Annotated in this window: 25 protein-coding genes; 7 read left to right on the forward strand and 18 right to left on the reverse strand. The window is 34.8% G+C overall.

Annotation, left to right across the window (positions count from 1 at the left end; genetic code table 11):
• Nucleotides 1–21: 21 nt before the first annotated feature.
• Nucleotides 22–1,764 carry a M56 family metallopeptidase gene (locus ACODSI_RS10265; RefSeq protein ID WP_488916760.1) on the reverse strand — a complete coding sequence of 581 codons (1,743 nt, stop codon included), beginning with the start codon at nt 1,762–1,764 and terminating at the stop codon, nt 22–24.
• Nucleotides 1,765–1,792: 28 nt separating this feature from the next.
• Nucleotides 1,793–2,152: a BlaI/MecI/CopY family transcriptional regulator gene (locus tag ACODSI_RS10270; protein ID WP_488916761.1), complete on the reverse strand. Its 360-nt coding sequence runs from the start codon at nt 2,150–2,152 to the stop codon at nt 1,793–1,795.
• Between the two features lie 158 nt (nt 2,153–2,310).
• Between ACODSI_RS10270 and ACODSI_RS10275 the strand changes: the two genes are divergently transcribed.
• On the forward strand, nt 2,311–2,853 hold the full coding sequence (locus tag ACODSI_RS10275) for a hypothetical protein (RefSeq protein WP_488916762.1): 543 nt from the start codon (nt 2,311–2,313) through the stop codon (nt 2,851–2,853).
• Between the two features lie 392 nt (nt 2,854–3,245).
• On the opposite strand, the gene ACODSI_RS10280 is transcribed toward ACODSI_RS10275, so the two are convergent.
• Nucleotides 3,246–4,526: an MDR family MFS transporter gene (locus ACODSI_RS10280; protein ID WP_488916763.1), complete on the reverse strand. Its 1,281-nt coding sequence runs from the start codon at nt 4,524–4,526 to the stop codon at nt 3,246–3,248.
• A 212-nt stretch (nt 4,527–4,738) separates the two neighbouring features.
• Here ACODSI_RS10280 and ACODSI_RS10285 point away from each other — a divergent pair, with 212 nt between their 5' ends.
• From ACODSI_RS10285 to ACODSI_RS10295, 3 genes are all read left to right on the forward strand, one after another.
• On the forward strand, nt 4,739–5,413 hold the full coding sequence (locus ACODSI_RS10285) for a TatD family hydrolase (protein ID WP_488916764.1): 675 nt from the start codon (nt 4,739–4,741) through the stop codon (nt 5,411–5,413).
• Nucleotides 5,414–5,416: 3 nt separating this feature from the next.
• A complete protein-coding gene (locus tag ACODSI_RS10290; RefSeq protein WP_488916765.1) occupies nt 5,417–6,133 on the forward strand; it encodes a tRNA threonylcarbamoyladenosine dehydratase in 717 nt (238 codons plus the stop codon).
• An 88-nt stretch (nt 6,134–6,221) separates the two neighbouring features.
• Nucleotides 6,222–6,878: an HAD family hydrolase gene (locus ACODSI_RS10295; RefSeq protein ID WP_488916766.1), complete on the forward strand. Its 657-nt coding sequence runs from the start codon at nt 6,222–6,224 to the stop codon at nt 6,876–6,878.
• 53 nt (nt 6,879–6,931) lie between these two features.
• Here the strand turns inward: ACODSI_RS10295 and ACODSI_RS10300 are convergent, their stop codons facing one another.
• From ACODSI_RS10300 to ACODSI_RS10310, 3 genes are all read right to left on the reverse strand, one after another.
• A complete protein-coding gene (locus tag ACODSI_RS10300; protein WP_488916767.1) occupies nt 6,932–8,218 on the reverse strand; it encodes a cryptochrome/photolyase family protein in 1,287 nt (428 codons plus the stop codon).
• 99 nt (nt 8,219–8,317) lie between these two features.
• On the reverse strand, nt 8,318–9,016 hold the full coding sequence (locus ACODSI_RS10305; protein ID WP_488916768.1) for an SDR family NAD(P)-dependent oxidoreductase: 699 nt from the start codon (nt 9,014–9,016) through the stop codon (nt 8,318–8,320).
• A gap of 3 nt (nt 9,017–9,019) precedes the next feature.
• A complete protein-coding gene (locus tag ACODSI_RS10310; RefSeq protein WP_488916769.1) occupies nt 9,020–9,487 on the reverse strand; it encodes an SRPBCC family protein in 468 nt (155 codons plus the stop codon).
• 134 nt (nt 9,488–9,621) lie between these two features.
• On the opposite strand from ACODSI_RS10310, the gene ACODSI_RS10315 reads away from it, so the two are divergent.
• Nucleotides 9,622–10,476, forward strand: a complete 855-nt coding sequence (locus ACODSI_RS10315; RefSeq protein WP_488916770.1) for a DUF2911 domain-containing protein — start codon at nt 9,622–9,624, stop codon at nt 10,474–10,476.
• Nucleotides 10,477–10,540: 64 nt separating this feature from the next.
• Here ACODSI_RS10315 and ACODSI_RS10320 read toward each other — a convergent pair whose 3' ends face one another.
• The 10 genes from ACODSI_RS10320 to ACODSI_RS10365 form a co-directional block, all read right to left on the reverse strand.
• Nucleotides 10,541–12,235: a sodium:solute symporter family protein gene (locus ACODSI_RS10320; protein ID WP_488916771.1), complete on the reverse strand. Its 1,695-nt coding sequence runs from the start codon at nt 12,233–12,235 to the stop codon at nt 10,541–10,543.
• A 110-nt stretch (nt 12,236–12,345) separates the two neighbouring features.
• Nucleotides 12,346–14,844 (reverse strand): PIG-L family deacetylase, encoded by a 2,499-nt coding sequence (locus ACODSI_RS10325; RefSeq protein WP_488916772.1) that lies wholly within the window; start codon nt 14,842–14,844, stop codon nt 12,346–12,348.
• A gap of 152 nt (nt 14,845–14,996) precedes the next feature.
• Complete coding sequence (locus ACODSI_RS10330; RefSeq protein WP_488916773.1) at nt 14,997–15,434, reverse strand: hypothetical protein; 438 nt, start codon at nt 15,432–15,434, stop codon at nt 14,997–14,999.
• Nucleotides 15,434–15,727, reverse strand: coding sequence for a hypothetical protein (locus ACODSI_RS10335; RefSeq protein ID WP_488916774.1), 294 nt, complete (start codon nt 15,725–15,727; stop codon nt 15,434–15,436). The genes ACODSI_RS10330 and ACODSI_RS10335 overlap by 1 nt, the downstream gene beginning before the upstream one ends.
• A gap of 130 nt (nt 15,728–15,857) precedes the next feature.
• A complete protein-coding gene (locus ACODSI_RS10340; RefSeq protein WP_488916775.1) occupies nt 15,858–16,103 on the reverse strand; it encodes a hypothetical protein in 246 nt (81 codons plus the stop codon).
• Nucleotides 16,104–16,144: 41 nt separating this feature from the next.
• Entirely contained in the window at nt 16,145–16,729 is a 585-nt protein-coding gene (locus ACODSI_RS10345; RefSeq protein WP_488916776.1) for a Maf-like protein, read from the reverse strand.
• On the reverse strand, nt 16,722–17,648 hold the full coding sequence (locus ACODSI_RS10350) for a geranylgeranylglycerol-phosphate geranylgeranyltransferase (RefSeq protein ID WP_488916777.1): 927 nt from the start codon (nt 17,646–17,648) through the stop codon (nt 16,722–16,724). Before ACODSI_RS10350 ends, ACODSI_RS10345 begins: the two co-directional genes overlap by 8 nt.
• 115 nt (nt 17,649–17,763) lie before the next feature.
• Complete coding sequence (locus tag ACODSI_RS10355; RefSeq protein ID WP_488916778.1) at nt 17,764–18,291, reverse strand: KdsC family phosphatase; 528 nt, start codon at nt 18,289–18,291, stop codon at nt 17,764–17,766.
• Complete coding sequence (locus tag ACODSI_RS10360; RefSeq protein ID WP_488916779.1) at nt 18,275–19,036, reverse strand: Rossmann-like and DUF2520 domain-containing protein; 762 nt, start codon at nt 19,034–19,036, stop codon at nt 18,275–18,277. The genes ACODSI_RS10355 and ACODSI_RS10360 overlap by 17 nt, the downstream gene beginning before the upstream one ends.
• Nucleotides 19,037–19,112: 76 nt before the next feature.
• Complete coding sequence (locus tag ACODSI_RS10365; RefSeq protein ID WP_488916780.1) at nt 19,113–19,532, reverse strand: hypothetical protein; 420 nt, start codon at nt 19,530–19,532, stop codon at nt 19,113–19,115.
• A gap of 213 nt (nt 19,533–19,745) precedes the next feature.
• On the opposite strand from ACODSI_RS10365, the gene ACODSI_RS10370 reads away from it, so the two are divergent.
• A complete protein-coding gene (locus ACODSI_RS10370) occupies nt 19,746–22,886 on the forward strand; it encodes a cytochrome c biogenesis protein (protein WP_488916781.1) in 3,141 nt (1,046 codons plus the stop codon).
• 53 nt (nt 22,887–22,939) lie between these two features.
• On the opposite strand, the gene ACODSI_RS10375 is transcribed toward ACODSI_RS10370, so the two are convergent.
• Nucleotides 22,940–23,728: an anti-sigma factor gene (locus ACODSI_RS10375; RefSeq protein WP_488916782.1), complete on the reverse strand. Its 789-nt coding sequence runs from the start codon at nt 23,726–23,728 to the stop codon at nt 22,940–22,942.
• The gene (locus ACODSI_RS10380) at nt 23,728–24,258 is read right to left on the reverse strand and encodes an RNA polymerase sigma factor (protein ID WP_488916783.1); all 531 of its coding nucleotides are present in this window, start codon (nt 24,256–24,258) and stop codon (nt 23,728–23,730) included. The genes ACODSI_RS10375 and ACODSI_RS10380 overlap by 1 nt, the downstream gene beginning before the upstream one ends.
• A 166-nt stretch (nt 24,259–24,424) precedes the next feature.
• Here ACODSI_RS10380 and ACODSI_RS10385 point away from each other — a divergent pair, with 166 nt between their 5' ends.
• Nucleotides 24,425–25,015 (forward strand): glutathione peroxidase, encoded by a 591-nt coding sequence (locus tag ACODSI_RS10385; RefSeq protein WP_488916784.1) that lies wholly within the window; start codon nt 24,425–24,427, stop codon nt 25,013–25,015.
• Nucleotides 25,016–25,028 lie beyond the last annotated feature (13 nt).

A 25,028-nucleotide genomic window follows, 5' to 3' on the forward strand; every position in this document is an offset into this window, starting at 1 on the left:
GCAGTGTGTCTTTACCTTAATTTATTTCGTAGTAATCACCACTTTTTTAATCGGCGTTCCTTTTGATTCTTTGTCGTTTTCATCATAAATACGCACCGATTTGATTTTGTTAACGTCCATAATTTCTAAAGTGGCTTTCGGATTGCTTTGCACGTTTCCGTTTACAATCAATACTGGAGCATTTTCAGAAAACAACACGCTTGGACTACCCGGAACTTTAAACAATTTGTAGTTGTCGGTAATGACAATGTCATCTCCATTGTCGTTAGAGAATATTATAGGTTTGTCTCTAACAGTGATGTTTTCAGAATCTTTAATGGTTTTGGTGGTGACCATAATGACGCTATGTTTGTCTTTTTCATCATATTTTTTAACGACATCTTTGTCGGTAATCACATCTATTTTTTGAATAAAATTGGGGTCTAAATCTCTCAAAGTAGCGTCATCGTATTTTTGACCGTTAATAATGATGATTGAATTTTGAGTCCCTTTTACATCTTCATTTTCTTTAGCCGTATTGATTTTGATGTCTCTAAAAATAGTTTTATCCGAGCTATTATTGTTTTGAGCAAAATTGGGTGCATTCATTTTAGTGAAGCCAATTTTATCTCCTTCGGCATTGAAATAAATAGGCTCAATGGGTTCATCAGAATCGACTTCTATTTTACCCGATTTACCTTCTTTAGTTTTGTACTCAATTTTGATGGCAATAATTTCGCCTTTGTCATTTCTTTTTACGTTCGAAAATTTGTAATCTAAACCCAACTGCTCTTTGGCTGTTTTGGTGTCGTTTTTCATTTCTTCATTGGTGGCATCTTTGTTGGTTACATAGCCAATAGCTGTTGCTTTGACAGCATCAGAAGTGGTTTTTGCTTTTTTCTCTTGTGCAACTACTCGTACTTGAAATAAAAATACAAAGGCAATTAGAGCTGGAAGTACTGCAGCATATTTCCATGAATTGCTGCTGTGGGATTGGTTTTTGTTTAACATAACGATTCGTTTTTTGATTAATGATTGATAAAAATGATTGGTAATGGGTAAGCAGCTTTGATGAGAAACTACCTTTAAAAGTGTTTTTTGATAGGCTTTTTTGTCTTCTATTTGTTGGATGGCATGGTGATCGGCAATGAATTCTAAATTTTGTATTACGGCTTTTTTATACCACCAAACAATCGGATTGATCCAAAAAATAATGGTAAAGAAATGTGCCAGTAAGACATCTAAAGAATGTTTTTGTTTGCTGTGTACTTTTTCGTGACAGATAATGTTTTCAAGTTCTTCGGCAGCATATAAACGCGAATTGAATACGATATAATTGAAGAATGAAAAAGGTACCACGGCTTTATTGATATCGATAATGGCATAGCGGTCTTCCTTTTGCACCTTTTGACCGTGTACTAATTTCATGACTGAAAACAAATTCAGAAGAATCTTAACAAACAATATAGCTACTACAATTCCATAGCTTATAACGGCTATTTGAATCCAATCAATACTTTCTTTGACAGGAACAGCATTCGATACCTTTGTAGCCGTTTGACTCGACAAGGCAATCATGTCGTCAATGGTGAGCTTGGGACGTTCTACATACCTGATTTTTTTGATAAAAAATAGTGGTAATAGGGCAGAAGTCATTAAACCTGTAAGTAAAAACCAACGATTGGCCGTAAAAAAAGTTTCTTTACGCAACAGTAGATGATAGGCCAGAAAGAAGGCAATCATCAATCCGCTCGATTTTAAAAGATAGGTGAATACGTCTTGCATGGTTGTACTTATTTTAGGTTACAATAGGCTATTTTCGATTCTCAATAATTTCCAAAATCTCGCGCAATTCGTCTGCTGAGATTTTATCTTCTTCGGCAAAAAAGGACACCATATTTTTATACGAATTATTAAAATAATTCTCAATAGCGGTATTCATGAACTCTTTTCTATAATCTTCAATTGCCACAATCGGATAATATTGATGGGTATTTCCAAAAGCATTATGATCTACATATCCTTTTTCTTCTAAATTTCTAATAATAGTAGAAAGGGTGTTGTAATGAGGTTGCTCTTCCGTAATTTCTGCCATAACTTCCTTTACAAAAGCTTTTTTGAGCTTCCATAAAATGTGCATGATTTCTTCTTCTTTGTTGGTCAACTTTTGCATGATACGTTTAGTATTTCATTTTGATAAAACAAACATATAACTATATTTTTAGTTACACAACTATTTTTATAGTTATTTAACTAAATTTAACGTTTACTAAAATAGTAGCTTATCCATTTCAATTGATTATTTTTGTCGAAAGTCTTGTAGAATAAGCTATGGCAGTAAAAACATACAACAAAACCAATTTTCATAAATATACCTTTTGTATCTTTCAGGAAGTGGCTAATTCGGCATTAGTTAACTTGCAATTGCACTACAAAAGCAAGTCGGGTAGTAGTTATTATTTTACCAATGAAGGTGTTTACCGTATGTCAAACCATTGGGGCAGGGCTGCCAATTGCAAATGGCGCTTAGTACCAACCAGTAGTAATTCTCAAAGAATTAAAGTTGGTTTTGCGCGTTGGAGCGATTTTTATCCCGATAATGATTATGAGAAGTTGTATTTTATTGAAGTTGATTATGCTACCGCAACGGTGCATTTCAATCACAAACAAAGTGCTGGGTTTACTTCGAACAAGGTTTTGCGCACCGCACCTGAAACTACCAAACTTATAAAACAAATACGGTCCTTACTAGAAGAAACCGCCTGGGCGAAATACCTAAAAGAAGACAATATCGACCTTCTTCGCAAAGTCATTATTGATGAATTGGTAGGAACCAATAAGTCGTTTATGGAAATACGGAAAGGGTTTGTTTAATTAGGAATTAAAAATTAGGAATTAGGAATTTCACTGATAAGAACAATACGATTATATATAGAACTACCGTCATTTCGAGTGTTTTATAAAATGCGATTAGCTTTTTATAAAATGTATCGAGAACTACTGTAAACTAAAGCTTCTCGAAACCATTTTACTCCATTGCATTACGCAAAATCACTCGAAGTGACGTCTTAGAACTCTATTTTATTATTTACCACCACCGTCATTTCGAGTGTTTTATAAAATGCGATAGCTTTTTATAAAATGTATCGAGAACTATTGAAAATAAATCTTCTCGATATAATTTTACTTCATTGTATTGCTTAAAATCACTCAAAGTGACGTTAAAATATAAGTATAGTGTGTCTTTCAAACCCTAGAACGATTCTTTAAATCTCTCGTTCACCACCTTCAGTAGGATGGTTAAAGTTAGTTGCAACAATTCTATGTGGTGTCTTTTCTTGAGCCACCAATCGAATGACCCAATACCCAGAGGCCACACCTATCAATCCTAAAGTTCCCATAAAAGCCCAATTGGTTTGGTATCCTTGCCAAGCAATGATTCCCATTCCCACTTTGGCACTCAAGATGTGCGCCATGCTGTAACTCATTGTAAATATGGCCATATAACGCCCTTCGTGTCCTTTGGGAGCGCGACTCATCGCAAACGAATTGGAAAACGGAAAAGCAAACATTTCGGCAAAAGTCATGAATACCATCATGACAACCAAAATTCCCACCCAAGTATTAATCAGCATCAAAAACAAACTGATGGCCATCATCAAACAGCCTAACGAAACCATTTTGACTTTATTGATTTTTTTGCGCTCTACATAACTCACAATCGGCATTTCCAAAAAGAAAACCAAAATACCATTCATAGTAAGCAACAAGCCAGTTTGGAATTCGGTCAAATTGAATTGCTCTCGATGATACAACGGAATGGTCGTAAATACTTGGAAAAACAAAATGCCTGTAACCACACAACAAAATAAGAAAATCCAGAACGGTCGGTCTTTAAACACGGATACTCTATCGGCTTCAATCAATTGTTTTTCTTCTTTAGAAATCAAATGGTTTTTTCGCTCTTTTACCAACATCCAAAAAATAGAAATCGCCAAAATGCACGTCGCACCATCTACCCAAAACAATCCTTTATACCCTACATTCATAATGATCAATCCGCCCAAAGCGGGTCCGGCAGCAAACCCAAGATTAATAGCCAAGCGCACCAAAGTTAAGGCTCGAGTTCTGTTCTCGGGTTTGGCATAAGCACTTAGCGACACAAACATAGCCGGGCGAAACATGTCGGCTATAACCATAATTCCGAAAATACTGATACAAAGTCCGATAAAAGAAGTAATAAACTGCAAGACAAAAAATGCCAATCCACTGGTAAACAAACTAAAAATCATGATGGGGTAAAATCCAATCTTATCCGATAATTTACCGCCTAACCACGAGCCAAGCATGGAGCCGCATCCAAAACAGGTCAAAATCCAACCCACTTGTTCATACGAAAAATGCAAATCTTCTTTCAGGTATTTCGACAAAAACGGAAACACCATAGTACCAGCTCGATTGATGAACGTGATGAATGTAAGTATCCAGATTTCTCTAGAAAATCCTCTAAAATTATTGATGTATTTGCGAAAGGCGTTTCGTAGCATTTTGAAGTTCCTGAGCCGCAAATTTACGAAGTTTTTTTGAAGCCAATCCAGCTATCCGTTACAATCTTTTCATTTGTTGCCTTTGAGTGCCTCAGGCAACAAATGAAAAGGATTTCCACTGCTATCTGGGCTAAACTTATCGGTAAACTAGGAGCTGACTTAAAATTCTGTGAAAATTTGTGATTTACTGTATATTCCCTTTATTTTTGCACATGCAATTTTTCAATTTACATACACACCGCTATTCCAATTCGCCTACGACTTTAGAATTGGTGAATCAGTATCCATGGGAATTTGATGCTGCCATACCCCATTATTCTATCGGTATTCATCCTTGGTATATAGACGAAAACCGATTGGAAGCCGATTTAAAAACGATAGCAGAAAAATTGCCATTACCCGAATGTTTGGCGCTGGGCGAATGTGGTTTAGACAAACGAATCGATGTACCGATGTCTTTGCAAACTACCGTATTTGAACAACAAATTGCTTTGGCCGAACAGTTTCAAAAACCATTGGTATTGCATTTAGTAGCGGCGTTTGATGAGTTACTAGCAATTAAAAAGCGAATGAAGATTTCGGTTCCCATCATCATTCACGGATTTTCTAAAAACCAACAAGTTGCCAAACAATTAGTAGACCATGGTTTTTATTTGTCTTTTGGAAAATATTTGTTGCAATCCCGAGACTTCGGGACAGAATTGGAATCGGTTTTTAAAGCGGTGCCCAATGATAAATTCTTTTTAGAAACCGATACTATAGCCGAAACCTTGGAAGAAGTATATACTTTAGCGGCACATTATAAAAACATTTCAGTAACCGATTTGGCAACACAAATACACTCTAATTTTAATACAGTTTTCAACCCTAACAATATAACATTCTAAGATATGGCAAAGTGGCAAGAACGCGCAGCATTACTATTTAAACCCGAAGGATTAAACAATTTAAAAAACGCCAAAGTACTAGTGGTAGGTTTGGGAGGCGTAGGTTCGTTTGCAGCCGAATTCCTTGCTCGTGCAGGCGTTGGAAACCTTACTATTGTTGATGGTGATGTGGTGGATATTACCAATATAAACCGTCAATTACCGGCTTTGCATTCTACCGTGGGAATGCCCAAAGTGCATGTGGTTGGCGATCGATTAATGGACATAAATCCGGAATTAAATTTAACACGCCTTGAAGAATTCCTATCGCCGGAGCGCGCATTGGAAGTAGTTACAGAAGAGTTTGATTATGTTTTGGATTGTATTGATAGCATTACACCAAAGTTAAATTTGATTATAGCAGCCAAGCGCAAACGCGTTAAAATCATTTCGTCTATGGGTGCTGGTGGCAAAATGGAAGCTTCCAAAGTAAAAGTATCGGATATTTCAAATACCGAAAATTGCTTTTTAGCCAAAACCATCAGACGCCGCTTGAAAGAAGTAAAAATTGACAAATTAAAAGTAGTGTTTTCCTCTGAAATTCAAGATGAAAGTAGTTTAAAAATGACCGATGGTTCTAATTTTAAGAAATCATTTTACGGAACCAACAGTTATATGCCCGGACTTTTCGGATTGTATGCTGCTGAAACGGTAATTCGACATTTGCTTAAGAAAGCGTAATTAGTGAACAGTAAATAGTAATTAGTGAATAGTAATAAGTGTCTTTAATTTTTAATACTGCTTTTCGTCATTGCGAAACAACAACAATATGATACAGACTGTAATTTTTGATATGGATGGTGTAATTGTAGATACCGAACCGGTACACCATTATGCCTACAATCAACATTTTAAGCAATTGAACATTACGGTTTCTCCAGAAATGTATGCTTCCTTTACAGGATTTTCGACTAAAAATACCTTTGAAAAATTAAAAGAGCATTTTGATATAAAGGAAGACGTTGCGAGTTTAATTGAAACCAAACGGTCTCTATTTAACGACGCTTTTGATCAAAAAGAAGATTTATTTTTGTTGGAAGGTGTTGAAGATTTGATTAAAGATTTACATAGCAACGGTATGCAGCTGGTTTTGGCTTCTTCTTCAGCTAAAGTCACTATCAATAGGGTGTTCCACCGATTTGGTTTGCATCAGTATTTCTCTCATATTGTTTCGGGAGAAGATTTTCCACAGTCGAAACCCCATCCAGCTATTTTTCAGCATGCTGCCTTTTTATCTGGAACTCCAGTTGAAAATTGCATTGTCATTGAAGACAGTACCAACGGAATACGTGCCGCCAAAGCCGCTGGAATTTACTGTATAGGCTATGATAGTGTCAACTCTAAATTGCAAGACTATTCCAAAGCAGATATGGTTATTAGTGCTTTTTCAGAATTGAATTTTGAAAGGGTTAGGAAAATTGTGTAATGAGATAATCATCTAGAGGAAAGGAATCTTAAAAAGATATTTTAAAATAATTATTAGCCCACAGCTTCTTTATAAATACGTAAACACTTTTCTCTAGCTTCTTTGTGATCTACTATAGGTTTGGGATACTCTAAAGTATTGAGTTCTGGAATCCATTTTTTAATGTATTTTAACTCTTTATCAAACTTTTTAATTTGTTCGGTTGGATTGAAAATTCTAAAATAGGGTGCCGCGTCAACGCCACTTCCGGCAGCCCATTGCCAATTCCCTACGTTACTGGCTTGTTCATAATCTAAAAGTTTGGTAGCAAAATAGGTTTCGCCCCAACGCCAGTCTATAAGTAAATGTTTGCATAAAAAACTAGCGGTAATCATACGTACTCTGTTGTGCATGTGTCCGGTAGCATTGAGTTCGCGCATGCCTGCGTCAACAAAAGGATACCCTGTTTTTCCTTCGCACCATTTTCGGAACAACGCTTCGTTATTATCCCATTTTATGCTATCGTATTTCGGTCGGAAACATGACGTATTAGTATGTGGAAAATGCCATAGAATTTGCATAAAAAATTCCCTCCAAATCAATTCTTTGAAAAAGGTTTCATTTTTGCTTTCTATGGCTTTAGCAATCATTTTTCGAATAGAAACAGCACCAAAACGAAGGTAAATCCCTAAGTAAGATGTTTTATTTAGCGCAGGAAAATTTCGAGTCGCTTCGTAATTATCAATCAATGTATTAGAAACATCATATGGGGTCACTTTGATGGTTGAAGTGATAAATCCAATAGCATTTAAGCTCAAAAACGGATAGGAGTGATGGGTAATTTTATCTAATAATGCTTCCGAATTATAATGTATTAGCTTAATTTTTTTGAAATTTTCTTTCCATTTATTCGAATAGGGAGTATATACTACATAGGGCGTTCCATCGTCTTTAACGACTTCACTTTTTTCAAAAATCACTTGGTCTTTACTGGTCTTGAATTCGATGCCTTTTTCCTTAAAAAGATGGTACAATTCCAAATCACGTTTGCGTGCATACGGTTCGTAATCGTGGTTGGTATAGATTGATTTTATGGTGTTTTCGGTGATTAACTTTTGGTAGACGTCTATAGGTTTGCCATGGAAAACAGCCAGTGATTTTCCAATACTTTGCAATTGCTTTTGTATGTGTTCCAGTTGTTGATGAATGAACGTAACCCGAGCATCATCTTTGGGCAATTGCGATAGAATTGTATCGTCAAATATAAAAATAGGCAACACTTCTTCACCGCTGTTTAAGGCATGAAAAAGGCCAACATTATCATCTAATCGTAAATCTCTTCGGAACCAGAATATGTTCATAGGTAAAAGTTCAATTTCAATTGCAAAATTCAAATTCAATTAATTATCTAAATATACAATTTTATTGACATTGAATTTTGTAATTGATTTTTGATATTGTTATTGATTGGTTAATAAAGTAGACATTCCTCCATCTACATGGAAAATTTGTCCCGAAATCCAACTGCTTTTTTCACTCAATAAAAAACTTGCCATTTGAGCCATATCATCTGCAGTTCCGACTCTTTTTAAAGGATGTCTTTCGGCCGATTTTTCTCTTTTTACTTCGTTGTTTAAGAATTTATCCGCTAAAGGCGTATCGGTTAGTGATGGTGCAATCACGTTTACTCTAATTTTTGGAGTATATTCGGCTGCTAAGGCTTTGGCAAATCCTTCAATAGCTCCTTTGGCCGCAGCCACACTAGTGTGAAAAGGCATTCCCATACTGGCAGCTACCGAACTGAACAACACAATACTCGATTGATTGGAAGCTGTTAAATTAGGCAAAACCGATTGGATTACTTTCACCAAACTTATGAAATTTATTTGTAAATCGGCTTCAAAACTTTCGGGCTTCAATCCTTTAAACGGACGTAGGTTGATACTGCCAGGGCAATACACCAATCCGTCAATAACTTCTGGAAGCAAACTCGTGTCTAATATATCAGTTGTGGCATCAAACGGAATATGCGTGACGTGTAAATCGGCTATATTTTCATTTGTTCGTGATGCAATAAAGACTTTGTTTTCAAATTGAAGTTCCTTTGCTAAGGCCAGTCCGATTCCGTATGAACCGCCTATTAATAGTATGTTTTTCATGTGTTATCCTTTAAATTCTCCGAATAATTCTACTAGTTTTTTGTGTCTAAAATCGAATATTTTTTTCAGTTTGGGCTTTACTAGAAAGGGATGTACCAGCTGACCAATGATCCCCATTGGGATTTTATAATCTACAATATCTTCCATTTCTACACCACCCGGAATTTCTTTTAGAAAATGTTTGTGATGCCATAAGGCATAAGGTCCGAAACGTTGTTCGTCTACAAAATATTTTTGATCTTGCACGTGCGTAATTTCGGTAACCCATTTCATCGGGATTCCCATTACAGGGGTAACTATATATTGGATAATTTGCCCGGGAAACATGGCTCTGTCATCACCAGAAAGCGTTTTAAACCCCATATAGTCGGGTGTAATGACCTTTAAATTTTTTGGGTCTGAGAGAAAATTCCATGCTTCTTCCAATGAAATTGGGAGGTTTTGTTTGGTATGTAAGGTATAAATTTTCATAAATATTTTTTTGTAAAGATATATATTGTTTAACAATTTTGTAAAAATAATAAACAAAAATTACTTCGATTTAAGTTTAAATTAACATTTGAAGAAAATACAATTCGTAATTTTGACCATCTAAACTTATTATTATGAAAAAAATATTTATGTTATTGGCAATTATGATTGCTAATTTTTATGTTCAAGCACAGGTTAAAACACCTCAAGCAAGTCCAAAATCGGTGGTAGAACAAGTAGTTGGTTTGACCGACGTTACTGTTGATTATTCTCGTCCAAGTACCAAAGGAAGAGTTGTTTTTGGAGATTTAGTTCCGTTTGGAAAAGTATGGAGAACTGGAGCTAATGCCAATACGATTATTTCATTTAGTGATGATGTAGTGATTGATGGCAAAACATTAGCCAAAGGAAAATATTCTTTATACACTTTACCAAAAGCAGACAATTGGGAAATTATTTTTTACAAAACCACTGACAATTGGGGAAATCCAGAAGAATGGAACGAAAGCAATGTAGCTTTGCGCGCTAATGCTAAACCCGAATTGACTAATAGAAAAGTAGAAACGTTTACGATTGGATTTTCTAATTTGAGCAACGATGGTGCAAATTTGGATTTGGCTTGGGAAACTACTATTGTTTCATTAAAGTTTGAGGTTCCTACTCAAAAAACGGCAATAGCTAGTATCAATAAAGCTTTGGCTGGTCCAACGGCTGGTGATTATTTTTCTTCAGCTCAATATTTTTTCCAATCTAATGGTGATATGAACAAAGCTTTGGAATATGTAAACAAAGCCATCACAATGACTAAAGCTGGTGAAGATGTTCCGTTTTGGTATTTGCGTCAGAAATCATTAATTCAAGCAAAATTAAACGATAAAAAAGGTGCTATTGAAACCGCAAAATTATCTTTAGCTGCAGCTGAAAAAGCAAAAAATAGCGACTACGTTAAAATGAATACGGATAGTATTAACGAATGGAGTAAAAAATAATTCCATTACTTTTATTTATATAAAACCACAAATTCAGAAGCATATTCTAGAATTTGTGGTTTTTTTAGGCCTTAATTTTACTTCTTTGGTTGATAAAAAATTGTGATGTCAGCGATAGTACGATGGTTAATATAGCACCAATAAAATTAAGCCATAAGAAACTCACCACATCCAAACAGTAGATGTAAATAATGAGCGATTGGCTTATCAGTGCACACCAAAAGATGGAAGTAGCTTTGATGTATTTGATGTAAAACCCAACTAAGAAAATCCCTAAAACAGTTCCGTAGAAAATTGATCCTACGATGTTTACCAACTGAATTAAATTTTCAAATAAGGTGCCCACACAAGCAAAAAGTATGGCAATAACACCCCATAACAATGTAAAATATTTGGTAGCATTTACATAATGTTTCGGTTCCATTTCGGTCTTTTTGTTTCGTTTGTATATGTCGATGGCCGTGGTTGAGGCTAAGGCATTGATTCCCGATGCCGATGATGACATAGCTGCTGATAAAATTACTGCCAGAAGCAGTCCAATTAATCCTTTTGGTAAATAGTTTAGAATGAAATAAAGAAACACATAATCTTTGTCGTTGGTTTCCGATTTTTCATCCGCTTTGGTGATCAACTCTTTAGCTTGATCGCGAAGATCTCGTTCTTTACCCGACAAAGCAACCAGTTTATTTCTTAAAATAGGATTGTCATAATTCTGGTTTAAGTGATCAATATACAACAGATTGTATTCTTTTTTTTCTTCGGTTAAATCTTTCAACTGTTTTTCTAACCCATGATATTGGTCGGCATAGACCGATTTTTCGATGGTTTCTTTATTGACAGGATTGAAATTTAGCGGCACTTCATTGAATTGAAAAAACACAAATACCATTACACCAATTAATAAAATAAAGAACTGCATTGGAATTTTTAGAAATCCGTTCATAATCAATCCCATTTGGCTGTCTTTATCCGATTTACCAGAAAGATAGCGACCAACTTGCGATTGATCGGTTCCGAAATAGGCTAAGAATAAGAAAAAACCACCGGCAATTCCGCTCCAAAACGTATAGCGTGTTTCGGGATTGAAAGAAAAGTCGATGATGTTCATTTTTTCATTGGCTCCAGCAATGTGCATGGCATTTGAAAACGTCATTTCGTTAGGTAAAAGGTGTAAAATCAGGAAAAAAGTAATGAACATTCCAGACATGATCACAAACATTTGTTGTTTTTGAGTGACATTAACTGCTTTGGTACCGCCCGAAAAGGTATAGATGATTACTAAAATTCCGATGATAATGTTCAATAAGGTAAGGTTCCATCCTAATAATGTTGACAGTATAATTGACGGAGCATAAATAGTTAGTCCCGTTCCTAATCCACGCTGAATCATGAATAAGATGGAAGCTAATGTTCTGGTTTTTAAATCGAAACGATTCTCTAAATATTCGTAGGCTGTAAAGACTTTGAGTTTGTGGTAAATGGGAATAAAAGTTGCACAAATGACTACCATTGCTATGGGTAATCCAAAATAAAATTGCACAAACCCCATTCCGTCTTGATAGGCTTGACCTGGAGTAGATAAAAAGGTAATTGCGCTGGCTTGAGTGGCCATTACGGATAGTCCAACCGTCCACCAATTGGTTTGTTTGTTGTCTAGTATATAATCTTCAACATTTTTACTTCCTTTGGTTTTATAAACACCATAAATCACAATAGATAAGAGGGTTACCGAAAGAATAATCCAGTCAATTTGTTGCATATTACGAGAAAATTTGCATTAAAATATAAAATATCAAAAAATAAACTGCATTAATTACCAATAACCATGTGTAGGTATTTTTTAGTTTACTAGTTTTATTTGTTTCCATATTATTTTCCAATTGAAATCATGTTAGCCATTAAGCGGAAAGCGCCTGCCACACCTTCGGGTAATTCTCTAAAAAAGGATATTCCGGTATAAATGTATTTTCCTTTGCCATAGTTAGCTACTAATATAGCGCCATTTTTAGGGGTTTCACCAGTATCGTTTGATGATAGAATTGGGGTGAAACTAGCATCCCATTCACTAGGATAATACAATCCTTGTTCTTGTTTCCAGCCCTCAAAATCTTTGGTTGTGATTTTGTTTGGCGAATTTAAAATAGGATTTTCAGGGGCTAAAAAGCGTACTTCGGCATTTTCTTCGGTGACACGATCGCGTGAAATTTTTAGTGAAAAAGGCGCAAAATCTTTAGTCACAAAATCGTCCAAAGTATTGTATTGAACAATCATCGTTTTACCATTTTTCACTAAATCTAATAAGATGTTTTGCTTGATGGCAAGTGTGTTAACTACATTGTAAGCACGAATTCCAGTCATAATGACATCAAAAGGTTGTAATTTTTCTGCCGAAATTTCTTCTGCTTTAATGATTGTTACGTCATATCCCATTTGCTTCAAACTTTTAGGTACTTCGTCACCAGCACCCATGATGTACCCAATTTTTTCGTTATTGGTTTTGATGTTTAGCTTTATAGCTTTGGCTTCGGCTGGTTTCAACACCATTTGTTTATATATGTGTGGATAGTTGATGTCGATTTTGTCTTTATCAAAGGTTTCACCATCAACCGTTACGATGCTTTTGAAAATTACTTCTGAAGCTTCTTTGGAAGGTGTAACCGTGAAAACAGCGATTTGTTCTTCACCTTTATTTTTCAATGAAAACGGAATTGAATTTGGGGTTACCTTCCAATTGTTGGGTACTTGCAACGCAATAGTTCCCGTAACGTTTTCTTTTCCAGATTTGATTTTGACGCTAATAGACTTTTCTTTATTGTTCGGAAAAATATATACCTTTTCTTGGATAGACGAGGTTACAAGTGGTACAATGTCAAGTGGTTGGTAGACTTCGCCTTTCACATCATCATTGTATTTATACACTACATTGCGTTCAAAAGGAATCACTACACCATTAATTTCAATTGAAAAAACGACTTTTACCTCACGCAGAATATCGGGTTTTCCTATGTTTTCTTGGTCGTCTACTCGATACATGCCCACGGTACCTTTTTCTTTTAGATAGTAGGGTTGGGTGTAATTTGTAATTGAACTTAAATCCAATTCGATAGTTTGATTGACAGGTTTATTATTCTCTAATGGTTTCACCACTTGAGTAGTCATCGCGCTTGGGGTTGTAGTAATGCCGTTCCAATTGATTTTTAAATCACTTCGGTTGATCGCTTCCAATTTTACTTTTAAACTACTTTTAGCAGTTGCTTCTTGATTGTCTGTGACCGCTTCGAGGTACATTCCGGCACAAGCTGCAATAATTTTTTTAATCTCTTCCGACTTAATGGTTTTCCAATGTGTATCGGTTAATTGTTGAATCAATTCGTAGGCTTTTAGTAATTCGGGTACACTAGCAGCTGGGTTTTTAAAATCGAAATTTTTTTGCACATTGGCTAAAATATCGCCAATTGGTTTTCCGTTTTTCACTCGATTCCAAGTGGTATCAATTCCTTCAAAAAGATTGGTTTTATCCGTTAAGGCATCACCTTTTAAAAACTCTAAATATTCATCTTCTTCACCACGAGTACCCGTGCTACCAAAACCTTGTGATTGGTGGCGACTTCTACTCAATGCAGCAATTTCTTGATTGGATTTACCAAATTGCTCATAATACACTCCAGTTTGTAATTTGCTTAAATTGGTTTTGTCGGCGGCATCAAATTTCTCTTTACTTCCATAAAACCACCATGAGGTATTGAAAAACAATCGTTTGGGTTGCCAAGTAGTTGTAAGTTTTAATTGATCTGGAAATATATTGGGATCATTTACTTTATCAAATGCTTCAACGCTTAACATGGCTGAAGAGGTGTGATGTCCGTGAGTCGTTCCAGGAGATCGATGATCGAAACGGTTGATGATTACATCGGGTTGGAAGTTTCGAATGACCCAAATCATATCGCTTAGGACTTGATTCTTATCCCAAATTTGCAAGGTTTCAGTCGGATTTTTAGAAAAACCAAAATCGTTGGCACGCGAAAAAAACTGTTCGCCACCATCAATTTTTCGGGCTTCAATTAACTCTTGTGTACGAATTACGCCTAATAATTCTCGCAATTCGGGTCCGATTAAATTCTGACCACCATCGCCACGAGTTAATGATAAATACCCTGTTCGCGCATTTTTTTCGTTGGATAAATACGAAATTAACTTCGTGTTTTCATCATCGGGATGTGCGGCAATATATAATACCGAACCTAAAAAATTCAGTTTTTCAATTTGATGATAGATTTCAACAGCGTTGGGTTTGACCGGTTGCTGCGCTTTAGCACTTAAAAAAGTGAGTAGTAAAAGAAATGAAATAGCAGTTTTTAACTTTTGCATCGTATTGGTTTTATTGCAATAGTCTCAAATGTAGTAATTATAATAGATTCCCTAAATGTTTTGGATTTTTTTTGGATTTCTTTAACAAAAAAAAAGAGCTATTTGAATTTCAAATAACTCTTTTAAAATCTAATTGAATGGTAAACTAAAATTTAACGCTTTTTACCTTTTCCTTTATGATTATTCTCTTTCTTTTCTCGATGTTCACCTTCTTTTTTTTCCTTTTTTTCAGGCTTAAAATTGTTATTTGGATGGTATTTTTCTCGATGTTTAGAATGGTATATGTATGGAGAATTTCCTCTATAATCGGTTAGATAGACTACTTGTCCACCACGCAAATTATAGTTTCTGTAGCGATATGGCAGTGATGCCGAACGAAACCATTTTCCGTTTTTAATATAGATAAATCGAGCCGATGGCACATCGTAGTAGCTATCAATTTCGGGTAAATAATAGTATTGTACTTCAACACGATCGGCAGGTGCCCAAACGGGTGGTGAACCAAAATTTACATTCACAGAAACTTGCGCTTGTGAATGTGCTATAGTTAGTAATAGAATTCCTAAAAATAGCAGTTTAACACGTTTCATTATAATAAAAGTATTAAAAGAAGTATGATAATAATAATGGCACCAACAGAAAGGTAAACACCGTTTCCAGTTGATTTTAGAGTCGTTTTGATGGCACGTACTTCTTTACGAAGTGCTTTTTTCTCAGAGGCATTCAATGCTGATTTGTCCATTGCTTTGATCTCATCAAGACGCAATAATAACGCTTTTACTTCTGCCGGAACTTCTTTAGGCGTTTCAGTAGCTGTTATAGGATTTTTGGGCGCAGCATGTATTTGATTCGGTACCAATGACAATGAAGCGATCATTATCATAGTGTAAAGTGTTAATTTTTTCATCTTTTTAAATTTTGATTAAACATTATTGTTTATACAAATTTGAGAAGATGTGACGTGAAACGCGTTACATTATATTATCTAAATGTTATAAAATTCACACTTAGTTTTAAAGGTGTCCAGAACCCGTGCGTTGATTGATGTAGTTGAGTTGGTGTTCGGCAACATAATTGCGAAACAGCGTGAGTAGGGTGTCGTAATACTTTTGAAGATTTTGCACATTTACTTCCGGACGATTGTCGATGGGAATGGTAATGGGCATTTCGTTTAAATATTTGGATAATTCGGGATAATTCTCCTGAATTACCATGGTTATTTTCAAAATTTTAGCATTGATTTCTTCTTCTGTTTCCATTGCATTTTTCAATTTAGTTGGCTTTCAAATGAAATGTAAATTTACAAATTATCTGCTATCATAAGTGTTAAATGTTTGTATACTTTTTCGGTAGGTAAACCTACTACATTGGTATACGATCCTTCAATTTTTGATATTCCTATTAACCCAATCCATTCCTGTATTCCGTAGGCTCCAGCTTTATCAAATGGTTGGTAATGGTCTAAATAATAGCGAATTTGTTCGTCTGATAATTCGGTGAAAGTAACTTTGGTAACTTCAAAAATTGTTTCCGTTTTCGTAATAGTTTTAAAACACACCGAAGTTATCACTTCATGAGTTGCATTTGAAAGTGATTTTAAAATTTGAAAAGCATCGTCATAATCTTTTGGTTTCCCAAGTGCTTTATCGTTGTGCCAAACGAGCGTGTCGCTTGTGATTAAGATTTCATTTGTAGCCAATTCGCCTTCAAAAGCTTGGGCTTTGAGTTCGGCTAAATAATTGGTAATGGCTTCTGCTTTTAAATGATTGGGATAAATTTCTTCAACTTCTTTTAAACGAATTTCAAAATTGATATCAAAATCTTTGAGAAACTGCTGACGTCTTGGCGAACCCGAAGCCAATATTATTTTATACTCTTTACGCATTGTGAATGATGTTTAACGTAACGACTGCCACCGAAAATATTCCAAAAAAGATGATCCATTTTAATAAAGTACTAATGAAATGAAAGTCGTTTTTTTCTTTGGCATTCCAAATTTTAACCGAACAGAAAAAAAGTGGCGCTATCACCAATGCCATCATGTAGGCAATGGCGTAAAACAAATTGTTTTCAAACAGGTAATTGTAGGTGTAAAATAGTAAATATAAGGTTGGAAGTAAGAGTAAAACAAAGGCTGTTTTAGTAGTTCTTGAAATTCCTATAGCAATAGGTAGCGTTCCCATTCCTTGTGTAATATCGCCTTTAATGTCTTCCAAATCTTTGATGATTTCACGAACCAAATTGATGCAAAACGCAAATTTGGCATAATCAAACAAAATTGAAAATGCCACCGACATTTGTTGTTGATTGATAGGAAATGTGTTTGGGAAAATATCAAAAACACCAATGATAATTACGCTAAATGCCAGTAATGCAGCTACCACTACATTTCCTAAAAGCGCTATTTGTTTTAACGTACTCGCATAAAAATAGAGTAGGGTTGCAATGAGTACAAAAATCACGGCAAAGTTGGCGTGACCCACCGAATTGGCAAGTATAAAGCCGCATGCCACACCAGTTATCGTTAAAGCTGCATATATATTGTAGGCTTTGGCTTCTGAGATGTATTTTCCAATAATTACTCGGTTAGGTTTGTTTTCTTCGTCCGATTCTTGGTCAAAAACATCATTGATGACATAGCCTCCAGCCGCAATAAGAACTGTAGCCGCTATTAATAAAGCATATTGCCAGTAAAAAAGCGAAAGCGGAATATTAATCAACTCTAAATACCCAAATCGGAAAACAAGTTGCATTAAGGCAAGTAAGAATAGGTTTTTGTATCGTATTAATTGTAAAAATTTCATTTTATATAACAGGTTTTCAGTAATCTAACTTTCTATTTTCTATTTCGTATTTTCTACTTCGTATTTTCTATTTCGTATTTTCTACTTCGTATTTTCTACTTCGTATTTTGTACTTTTAATCGTGTTTTCCGTCGTAATACAAATGCCATTTCCCTTGCACTTTCATCACTTGCTCGATGATTTCTCTCACAGCGCCTTTTCCGCCTTTTTTATGTGAAATATATTTAGAAATCGCTTTGATTTCTGGACTTGCATCTTGTGGACACGTAGGTAAGCCTACCAATTGCATAACGTGATAATCGGGAATATCGTCGCCCATGTATAATACATTTTCGGGTTTGATATGATACAATTCGATGTATTCGTTAAACGTTTCTACTTTGTTGGGACTGGCCAAATGAATATCGTGTATGCCTAAGTTTCTCAAGCGAATTCGAACACCTTCGTTATTTCCACCCGAAATAATGCACACATTATAACCGCTTTCTAACGCTGCTTTCATGGCAAAACCATCGCGAATGTTCATAATTCGGAGCATTTCACCAGTAGGAGTGATATGAACAGAACTGTCGGTTAATACGCCGTCGACGTCAAAAATAAAAGTGGTGATATCGTTTAGGAGTTCTTTATAACTTTTTGCCATTATCAATAATTGATTTGGTTAATAATTTGTAAATTTCTTTTTGATTTTCATCGGTCAACATGTTTAAATGCTTGTTGATGGTAGTGGTATCGTTTCTTTTGGCCGGACCCGTTTGCGCTTCATTGGGAGAAAGCGACGTTATTTTGTCGGCAGTTTCCAAAATTAAAGGTCTTAATATTTCAAAAGGGACTTGGTGTTCGGTACAAATATCGTTTCCAATTTTATACAAATGATTGACAAAATTGCAAACAAAAACCGCTGATACATGTAAGGCTTTTCGTTGTTCGGATGAAATTTCAAATACGGTATCCGAAATAGAATGGGCTACTTTTTGAAGTACGTCATAATCCGTTTTGTCTTCGGTTTCTAAGCAAATGGGAATCGGTCGAAAATCAACTTCTTTATTCTTAGAAAATGTTTGCAATGGATAGAAAACTGCGGGTCTATTTTTAGGGTTCAAATCACTAATAGCCACACTTCCCGAAGTATGTGCGACCAATTTATTAGTAAATGGTATTTGGTCGGACACTGTTGCTATAGCATTGTCGGAAACGGCTATAAGATACAAATCGGCTTCTTTTAATTCAGAGTAATCGGATGTAATTTTATCTGCCTCAAGAAGGTGTGTAAGTTGAGTTTTATCTCGAGCAAACGCTTGTAGTAACGCTATATTTTCGGCCTTTAAAAAAGCAGAAATCAAGTGTTGCGCTACATTTCCGGAACCAATAATAGAAACTGAAATCATTCGGTAAAAATATTCATTTTTTTTGAATTGGTAGGAGACTTTTTCTTTTAAATATAAGATAAGAACGGCTGTAGTTTTATTCTATTTTACGAAAAACAACAGTTACCCATGAACCATTTTTGAGTTTGGATCTCATTTTAATTAAATTGTGTTTGGTTGAAGTTTCCACAATTTCACTGTAAATCTCATCGCCTTTTTGAAAAATAAAATCAGGAATAGTGCATTCTACAATAGTCATTTTATAGGTGCATTTGTCCTTAAAAGCCAAAGTCGATTTTAAATAATACTTTCCATCTTCTACATATTCAATTTCAACGCCGTCTTTAATAATGGCATAATATCCCGAAGTAACCCTATCATCCGTTTCCATGTTGATGTATTTTCCACCTGACATTAATTGGCAATTAGGAACATTATCTCTATCGGGAATAATTCGATCTTGCGCTTTAAGGCCTAAAGACGTTAAAAGAATTAGAATTAAAAGTAATTTTTTCATCACGAATACTGAATTACAATACGTTTATTTTTTTATAAAAATAACTATTTATCTTGAAATCACAAATGTAAATTACGTCTTAAAATAAAATTAAAAACACCGCTTTTCAACGTCTCTTAAAGAATACTTAAAAGCAATTAACTTTTATAAAAATCCACAATTTTAAATTACTTTTGTGCTTCCGAAATTTTCGGTTTATAAAAAGTTTCTCTTATGGATAAAAGATTATTTTCTATTTTGTTTTCAACTCGATTAATGGCCATGTTGTTTCTGATTTTTGCTGCAGCAATGGGAGCCGGAACGTTTATAGAAAGTTATTACAATACGGATACTGCTCGAATTTGGATATACAATACTCGTTGGTTTGAAGTGATAATGATCTTTTTTGTAATTAACTTTTTTGGAAACATCAAGCGTTATCAATTGTATAAGAAAGAAAAATGGGCAACATTGCTACTGCACTTGTCTTTTATTTTTATCATTATTGGAGCTGGAATTACACGATACATCAGTTATGAAGGCATGATGCCTATCCGAGAGGGAAATACTTCTACCGAAGTTTTTTCAGATAAAAATTTCTTGACTGTTTTTGTTGATGGACAATACCAAGGCGAACTCAAACGTCGTATTTTAGAACAGCCGTTATTACTTTCAGAAGCTACTTATTGGCCATTTGCGACAAATAATTTTTCTATCAAGGAGAAGTTTGATCAAACACCATTCGAAATTAGTTATAAGAATTTTGCAATGGATGTTAAAGAAACTATCAAACCAGCTACATCGGGTCAATTTTATTTAAAATTAGTTGAGTCTGGTGGCGGTTCTCGACACGAACATTATTTAAAAGAAGGTGAGGTTCAAAATATTCACAACTTACTATTTGCCTTGAACAAGCCCACACCAGGCGCCATCAACATTACTACCGATGGAACTACTACAACCATCAATGCTCCATTTGAAGGAAACTTTATGCGCATGATTGATAAGTTTCAAGGAAAGTTAGAAAAAAATGTGCAACAAGCTTTGATGTTTCGTTCGTTGTATAATGTTGGACAAGCTCAATTTGTATTTCCTGAGCAGCCTCTTAAAGGCGTAAAATCTTGGGTTTCTAGTGGAAATTACAAGGCCAAGAAAAGTGATGATGCTTTAACGATTTCAATTACCTCTGAAGGACAAACCAAAGACGTTACATTGGTAGGTTCTAAAGGAAAAGTAGGACAACCGACAGTAGTCAAATTAGGGAAATTAGAATTTATATTGTCTTTTGGAAGTAAAGTATACAACTTGCCGTTTAGTGTAAAATTGAATGATTTTATAGCCGATAAATATCCTGGAACCGAAAAAAGTTATTCATCATATAAAAGTAAAGTGACGGTTGATGATCACGGTAAAAAATTTAATGCCGACATTTATATGAATCACATTTTGGATTATGATGGATTTCGATTGTTCCAATCTTCGTTTGATCCCGATGAGCAAGGAACGGTTCTTTCGGTAAACCACGACTATTGGGGAACTATGATTACCTATATTGGATATTTCTTATTATTCTTTGCAATGATGGCTATTTTGTTTGTTAAAAACACTCGTTTTTCGGATTTAAAAAGAAAATTAGAAGATGTGAAAGCCAAAAAAGAGCAGTTATTGCTGGTATTCATTTTGTTGTTTTCTTTTAGTGGATTTGCGCAAAATCATGATAATCATTCCAATCAGGTACATTATTTAGATTCGATTCTGAAATACAAGGTACCAGAGCAACAAGCAGAAAAATTTGGACGTTTAGTAGTTCAAGATGTGAATGGAAGGATGTACCCTATTAATACGTTTTCATCGGAATTGTTGCGAAAAGTGAGTAAAAGTGATACTTACGAAGGTATGAATTCGGATCAGGCTTTTATTTCGATGACGCAATTTCCAACGGCTTGGTTTGAGTTGCCTTTGATTTACATCAAAAAAGGAAATGATAGTATTCGTAAAATTATTGGTTTAGATTCAGAAAAGAAGTTTGCTACTTTCAGAAGTTTCTTTGATGAAAGAGGAAATTACAAGTTGTCTAAATATTTGGATGAAGCCTACAAAACGACCAATCCCGATCAGTTTCAGAAGGATTTTATTGAAGCCGATAAAAAGATTAATTTATTGAATTCGGCGTTAAGTGGAACCATTCTCAGAATTTTTCCAGCACCAAATGATAAAAACAATAAATGGTTGTCTTTTTTAGAAATTGGAGAGAAAACGGGTACTGATTTGGATCAGATAAAGAATGCGTTACCTTATTATTTAGATGCATTAGCTAAGGCTTCTAAATCAAAAGATTATACAATGGCCAATACCATGTTGTTGGGAATGGAGAATTTTCAGAAAAAATATGGTAAATCCGTTCGACCTTCCGACAGTCAGATTTCTTCTGAAATTTTATTGAACAAATACGATGTGTTTAGAAACTTGTTTTGGTTGTATATGTTGGCAGGAAGTGTCATGCTAATTATAGTAATCGTTGGAATTTTCTATAATAAAAAACCAATTCGATTGGTCATCAATATTATGCACGGTGGTATCGCTGCGTTGTTTTTATTACACACCTTAGGCTTAATGGCACGCTGGTATGTTTCAGGTCACGCACCTTGGAGTAATGCCTATGAAAGTATGATTTATGTGGCATGGGCAACGATGTTTTTTACATTAGCATTTGATATAAAATCTAAATTAACAGTAGCATCGGGAACCTTTGTGGCATCAATGATTTTGATGGTAGCTCATTTAAGTTGGATGGACCCAGATATTGCTAATTTACAACCCGTTCTTAATTCGTACTGGTTAATGATTCACGTTGCGGTAATTGTGGCGAGTTATGGACCGTTTACGTTGGGAATGGTGTTAGGATTAGTGGCTTTAATTTTGATGTTGTTTACCAACGAAAAAAATAAAGCTTTAATGAGTTTGCACATTAAAGAGATTACGTACATCAACGAAATGGCCTTAACTATTGGTTTGGTTATGTTGACAATTGGTAACTTTTTAGGAGGTCAATGGGCTAATGAAAGTTGGGGTAGGTATTGGGGTTGGGATCCAAAAGAAACTTGGGCTTTGATCAGTATTATGATTTATGCTTTTGTGATTCATGCACGATTTGTACCTTCTTTACGCGGATTATTTTCGTTCAACTTTATGAGCGTATTGGCGTTTGCTTCTATATTAATGACCTATTTTGGAGTGAATTTTCACTTAACAGGAATGCACTCGTATGCTTCTGGTGAAAAGCAAAATGTGACTATTTACCTCTATGTATTTGTTACTTTTATGGTATTCGCTTCAATAGTATATTGGAGGTATCGAAAAGTATTTAAAAAATAAATATAAAAAAAGGCTCAACATTGTTGAGCCTTTTACCTACTTGAATTTACCAATTATACTTTCCCTAATGTGTATAATTGCTCCATAGTAGGCGATTTACTTCCGCCTGCTGGTTCCAGTGTAATTCCGAATGCTTCTGCACCAGAAGTACCGCTTACAGCAAACATTCTTTCGTGATTTCCTTTAAAATTATCCAATAAACCAATACTCGTTGGTGTTAATGTCGGACTTAATTTTAAAGACCAAATTTGGTATACTTTTCCTTCTGGTGGCTCAGGTAATCCCGAAGCATCTACATAAACTGTTGATGTTTCTTTGTTCCAATAAATTTTCGCAGAAGCTGTAGGTGCTACCGTTTGTCCGGCCAAATTTACTACGGTGTTTTTAGTATCTCGAACCACACTCAAAGCATTTGCCGCTTCTTTCTTTTCTAATTCTAAAGTTACTACCGATTTTTGTAGATTCGATTTTTCTATTTGAATGGAGTTGATAGTTGAATTACTTTCATTCAATTTATTGTATTGAAACGCTACACCAGCTAATAATGCTATTGAAGCTGCCCAGCCAATATATTGTGAAGCATTGGAACGAGGTTTCATCTCAATTACTTTTCCATGTTTTAATTCGAGTTTGACTTTGATTTTTTCAAAAATCTCTGCCGAAATATTCGGAGAAAAGCTACTAGAAAGGTTTAGTATGGATTTCTCAATTGAAACCACTTCGTCTGCTATAGCCTTATCGGTTTTCACCAATTCGCTAATTTCTTTAGTATCACTTTCGTTTAATATCCCATAAACATAAAGTTCTAAATTCCCTGAATCTAGGATTTCTTGTGTTGTCATTATACTTGTAAATAAGTTCTTAAATCATTGATGCAATTTCTATTCTGTGTTTTAACAGTGCCAAGCGGAATTTCAAGTTCGTCAGAAGCTTCTTGTTGGGTATATCCTTTAAAGAATAACAATTCAATTAATTGGATACACTTTGGTTTTAATTTTTTTACGAATTCTTGAATTCCTATCGTATCGATACGATTGATTAACTTGTTACTGTCATCCAACAGATGTACGAAATTATCGGATGATAGGTTTTTTTGGCTGTTATTATATCCTTTAGAACGTAATTTATCAATAGCAGTATTTCGTGCAATGTTTAACATCCAAGTATATAATCGACCTTTGGAATCGTTATAGGATTCGATGTTTTTCCAGATTTTCACGAACACTTCTTGAAGCACGTCTTCGGCTTCTTCGGCTTCTTTAACTAAATTAGAGATTACAGCAAAAAGACTTTTGGAATACATATCATACATGATAGTAAATGCGCGATCGTCTTTTTTTAAAATTAATGGGATGAGTTGTTCTTGTGTCATACGCTTTCAGATTTGTTCAAAGTGAATAAAATTATTTAGAGTAATTTTATCTACGAAAGTTAAGGCCTTATGGTTTTATGTTTTATAAATTTTAACATTTATTTATAGCTTGATTAATAAGCTAAAAGGCTATTTATTACGTAATTTTATAAAAAAATATAAAGGTATGAAAATAAAAATTGTAGTAATGGTAGCAATTTTTACACTAGTGAGTTGTAAAAATGAGGCGCAAACAAGTGTCCAACCGAAGTTAACTTCAAATACAGAAACAATGAACAAAGAGAACATTTATCAATTTAAGGTTAAAGATTTGAGTGGCAATGAATTTGATTTTGCTTCTTTAAAAGGGAAGAAAATTCTTGTAGTAAATACAGCTTCCAAATGTGGATTAACACCACAATACAAAGATTTGGAAGCCATTTACAAAAAATACAAAGACCAAAATTTTGTGATTGTTGGATTTCCAGCTAATAATTTTGCATCTCAAGAACCCGGTACTGATAAAGAAATTGAAACCTTTTGCCAGCTTAACTATGGAGTTACCTTTCCGATGATGAGTAAAGTGTCTGTAAAAGGTGGTGATATGTGTGAGGTCTATAAATTTTTAACCCAGAAAGCTAAAAACGGATTGCAAGACAGCGAAGTTGAATGGAACTTTCAAAAGTATTTGATTAATGAAAAAGGAGAATTAGAAAAAGTAATTGAACCGCGTGTATTACCAACAGACGCCTCTGTGGTGGATTGGATTACTAAATAAGTTTCGATATAGC

It is taken from the genome of Flavobacterium sp. FG139 (genome assembly GCF_057809695.1).

Coding starts and splice junctions, on each gene's coding strand:
- ACODSI_RS10265 (WP_488916760.1), bottom strand. CDS start 1,764: ATGCAAGACGTATTCACCTATCTTTTAAAATCGAGCGGATTGATGATT.
- ACODSI_RS10270 (WP_488916761.1), bottom strand. CDS start 2,152: ATGCAAAAGTTGACCAACAAAGAAGAAGAAATCATGCACATTTTATGG.
- ACODSI_RS10275 (WP_488916762.1), top strand. CDS start 2,311: ATGGCAGTAAAAACATACAACAAAACCAATTTTCATAAATATACCTTT.
- ACODSI_RS10280 (WP_488916763.1), bottom strand. CDS start 4,526: ATGCTACGAAACGCCTTTCGCAAATACATCAATAATTTTAGAGGATTT.
- ACODSI_RS10285 (WP_488916764.1), top strand. CDS start 4,739: ATGCAATTTTTCAATTTACATACACACCGCTATTCCAATTCGCCTACG.
- ACODSI_RS10290 (WP_488916765.1), top strand. CDS start 5,417: ATGGCAAAGTGGCAAGAACGCGCAGCATTACTATTTAAACCCGAAGGA.
- ACODSI_RS10295 (WP_488916766.1), top strand. CDS start 6,222: ATGATACAGACTGTAATTTTTGATATGGATGGTGTAATTGTAGATACC.
- ACODSI_RS10300 (WP_488916767.1), bottom strand. CDS start 8,218: ATGAACATATTCTGGTTCCGAAGAGATTTACGATTAGATGATAATGTT.
- ACODSI_RS10305 (WP_488916768.1), bottom strand. CDS start 9,016: ATGAAAAACATACTATTAATAGGCGGTTCATACGGAATCGGACTGGCC.
- ACODSI_RS10310 (WP_488916769.1), bottom strand. CDS start 9,487: ATGAAAATTTATACCTTACATACCAAACAAAACCTCCCAATTTCATTG.
- ACODSI_RS10315 (WP_488916770.1), top strand. CDS start 9,622: ATGAAAAAAATATTTATGTTATTGGCAATTATGATTGCTAATTTTTAT.
- ACODSI_RS10320 (WP_488916771.1), bottom strand. CDS start 12,235: ATGCAACAAATTGACTGGATTATTCTTTCGGTAACCCTCTTATCTATT.
- ACODSI_RS10325 (WP_488916772.1), bottom strand. CDS start 14,844: ATGCAAAAGTTAAAAACTGCTATTTCATTTCTTTTACTACTCACTTTT.
- ACODSI_RS10330 (WP_488916773.1), bottom strand. CDS start 15,434: ATGAAACGTGTTAAACTGCTATTTTTAGGAATTCTATTACTAACTATA.
- ACODSI_RS10335 (WP_488916774.1), bottom strand. CDS start 15,727: ATGATAATGATCGCTTCATTGTCATTGGTACCGAATCAAATACATGCT.
- ACODSI_RS10340 (WP_488916775.1), bottom strand. CDS start 16,103: ATGGAAACAGAAGAAGAAATCAATGCTAAAATTTTGAAAATAACCATG.
- ACODSI_RS10345 (WP_488916776.1), bottom strand. CDS start 16,729: ATGCGTAAAGAGTATAAAATAATATTGGCTTCGGGTTCGCCAAGACGT.
- ACODSI_RS10350 (WP_488916777.1), bottom strand. CDS start 17,648: ATGAAATTTTTACAATTAATACGATACAAAAACCTATTCTTACTTGCC.
- ACODSI_RS10355 (WP_488916778.1), bottom strand. CDS start 18,291: ATGGCAAAAAGTTATAAAGAACTCCTAAACGATATCACCACTTTTATT.
- ACODSI_RS10360 (WP_488916779.1), bottom strand. CDS start 19,036: ATGATTTCAGTTTCTATTATTGGTTCCGGAAATGTAGCGCAACACTTG.
- ACODSI_RS10365 (WP_488916780.1), bottom strand. CDS start 19,532: ATGAAAAAATTACTTTTAATTCTAATTCTTTTAACGTCTTTAGGCCTT.
- ACODSI_RS10370 (WP_488916781.1), top strand. CDS start 19,746: ATGGATAAAAGATTATTTTCTATTTTGTTTTCAACTCGATTAATGGCC.
- ACODSI_RS10375 (WP_488916782.1), bottom strand. CDS start 23,728: ATGACAACACAAGAAATCCTAGATTCAGGGAATTTAGAACTTTATGTT.
- ACODSI_RS10380 (WP_488916783.1), bottom strand. CDS start 24,258: ATGACACAAGAACAACTCATCCCATTAATTTTAAAAAAAGACGATCGC.
- ACODSI_RS10385 (WP_488916784.1), top strand. CDS start 24,425: ATGAAAATAAAAATTGTAGTAATGGTAGCAATTTTTACACTAGTGAGT.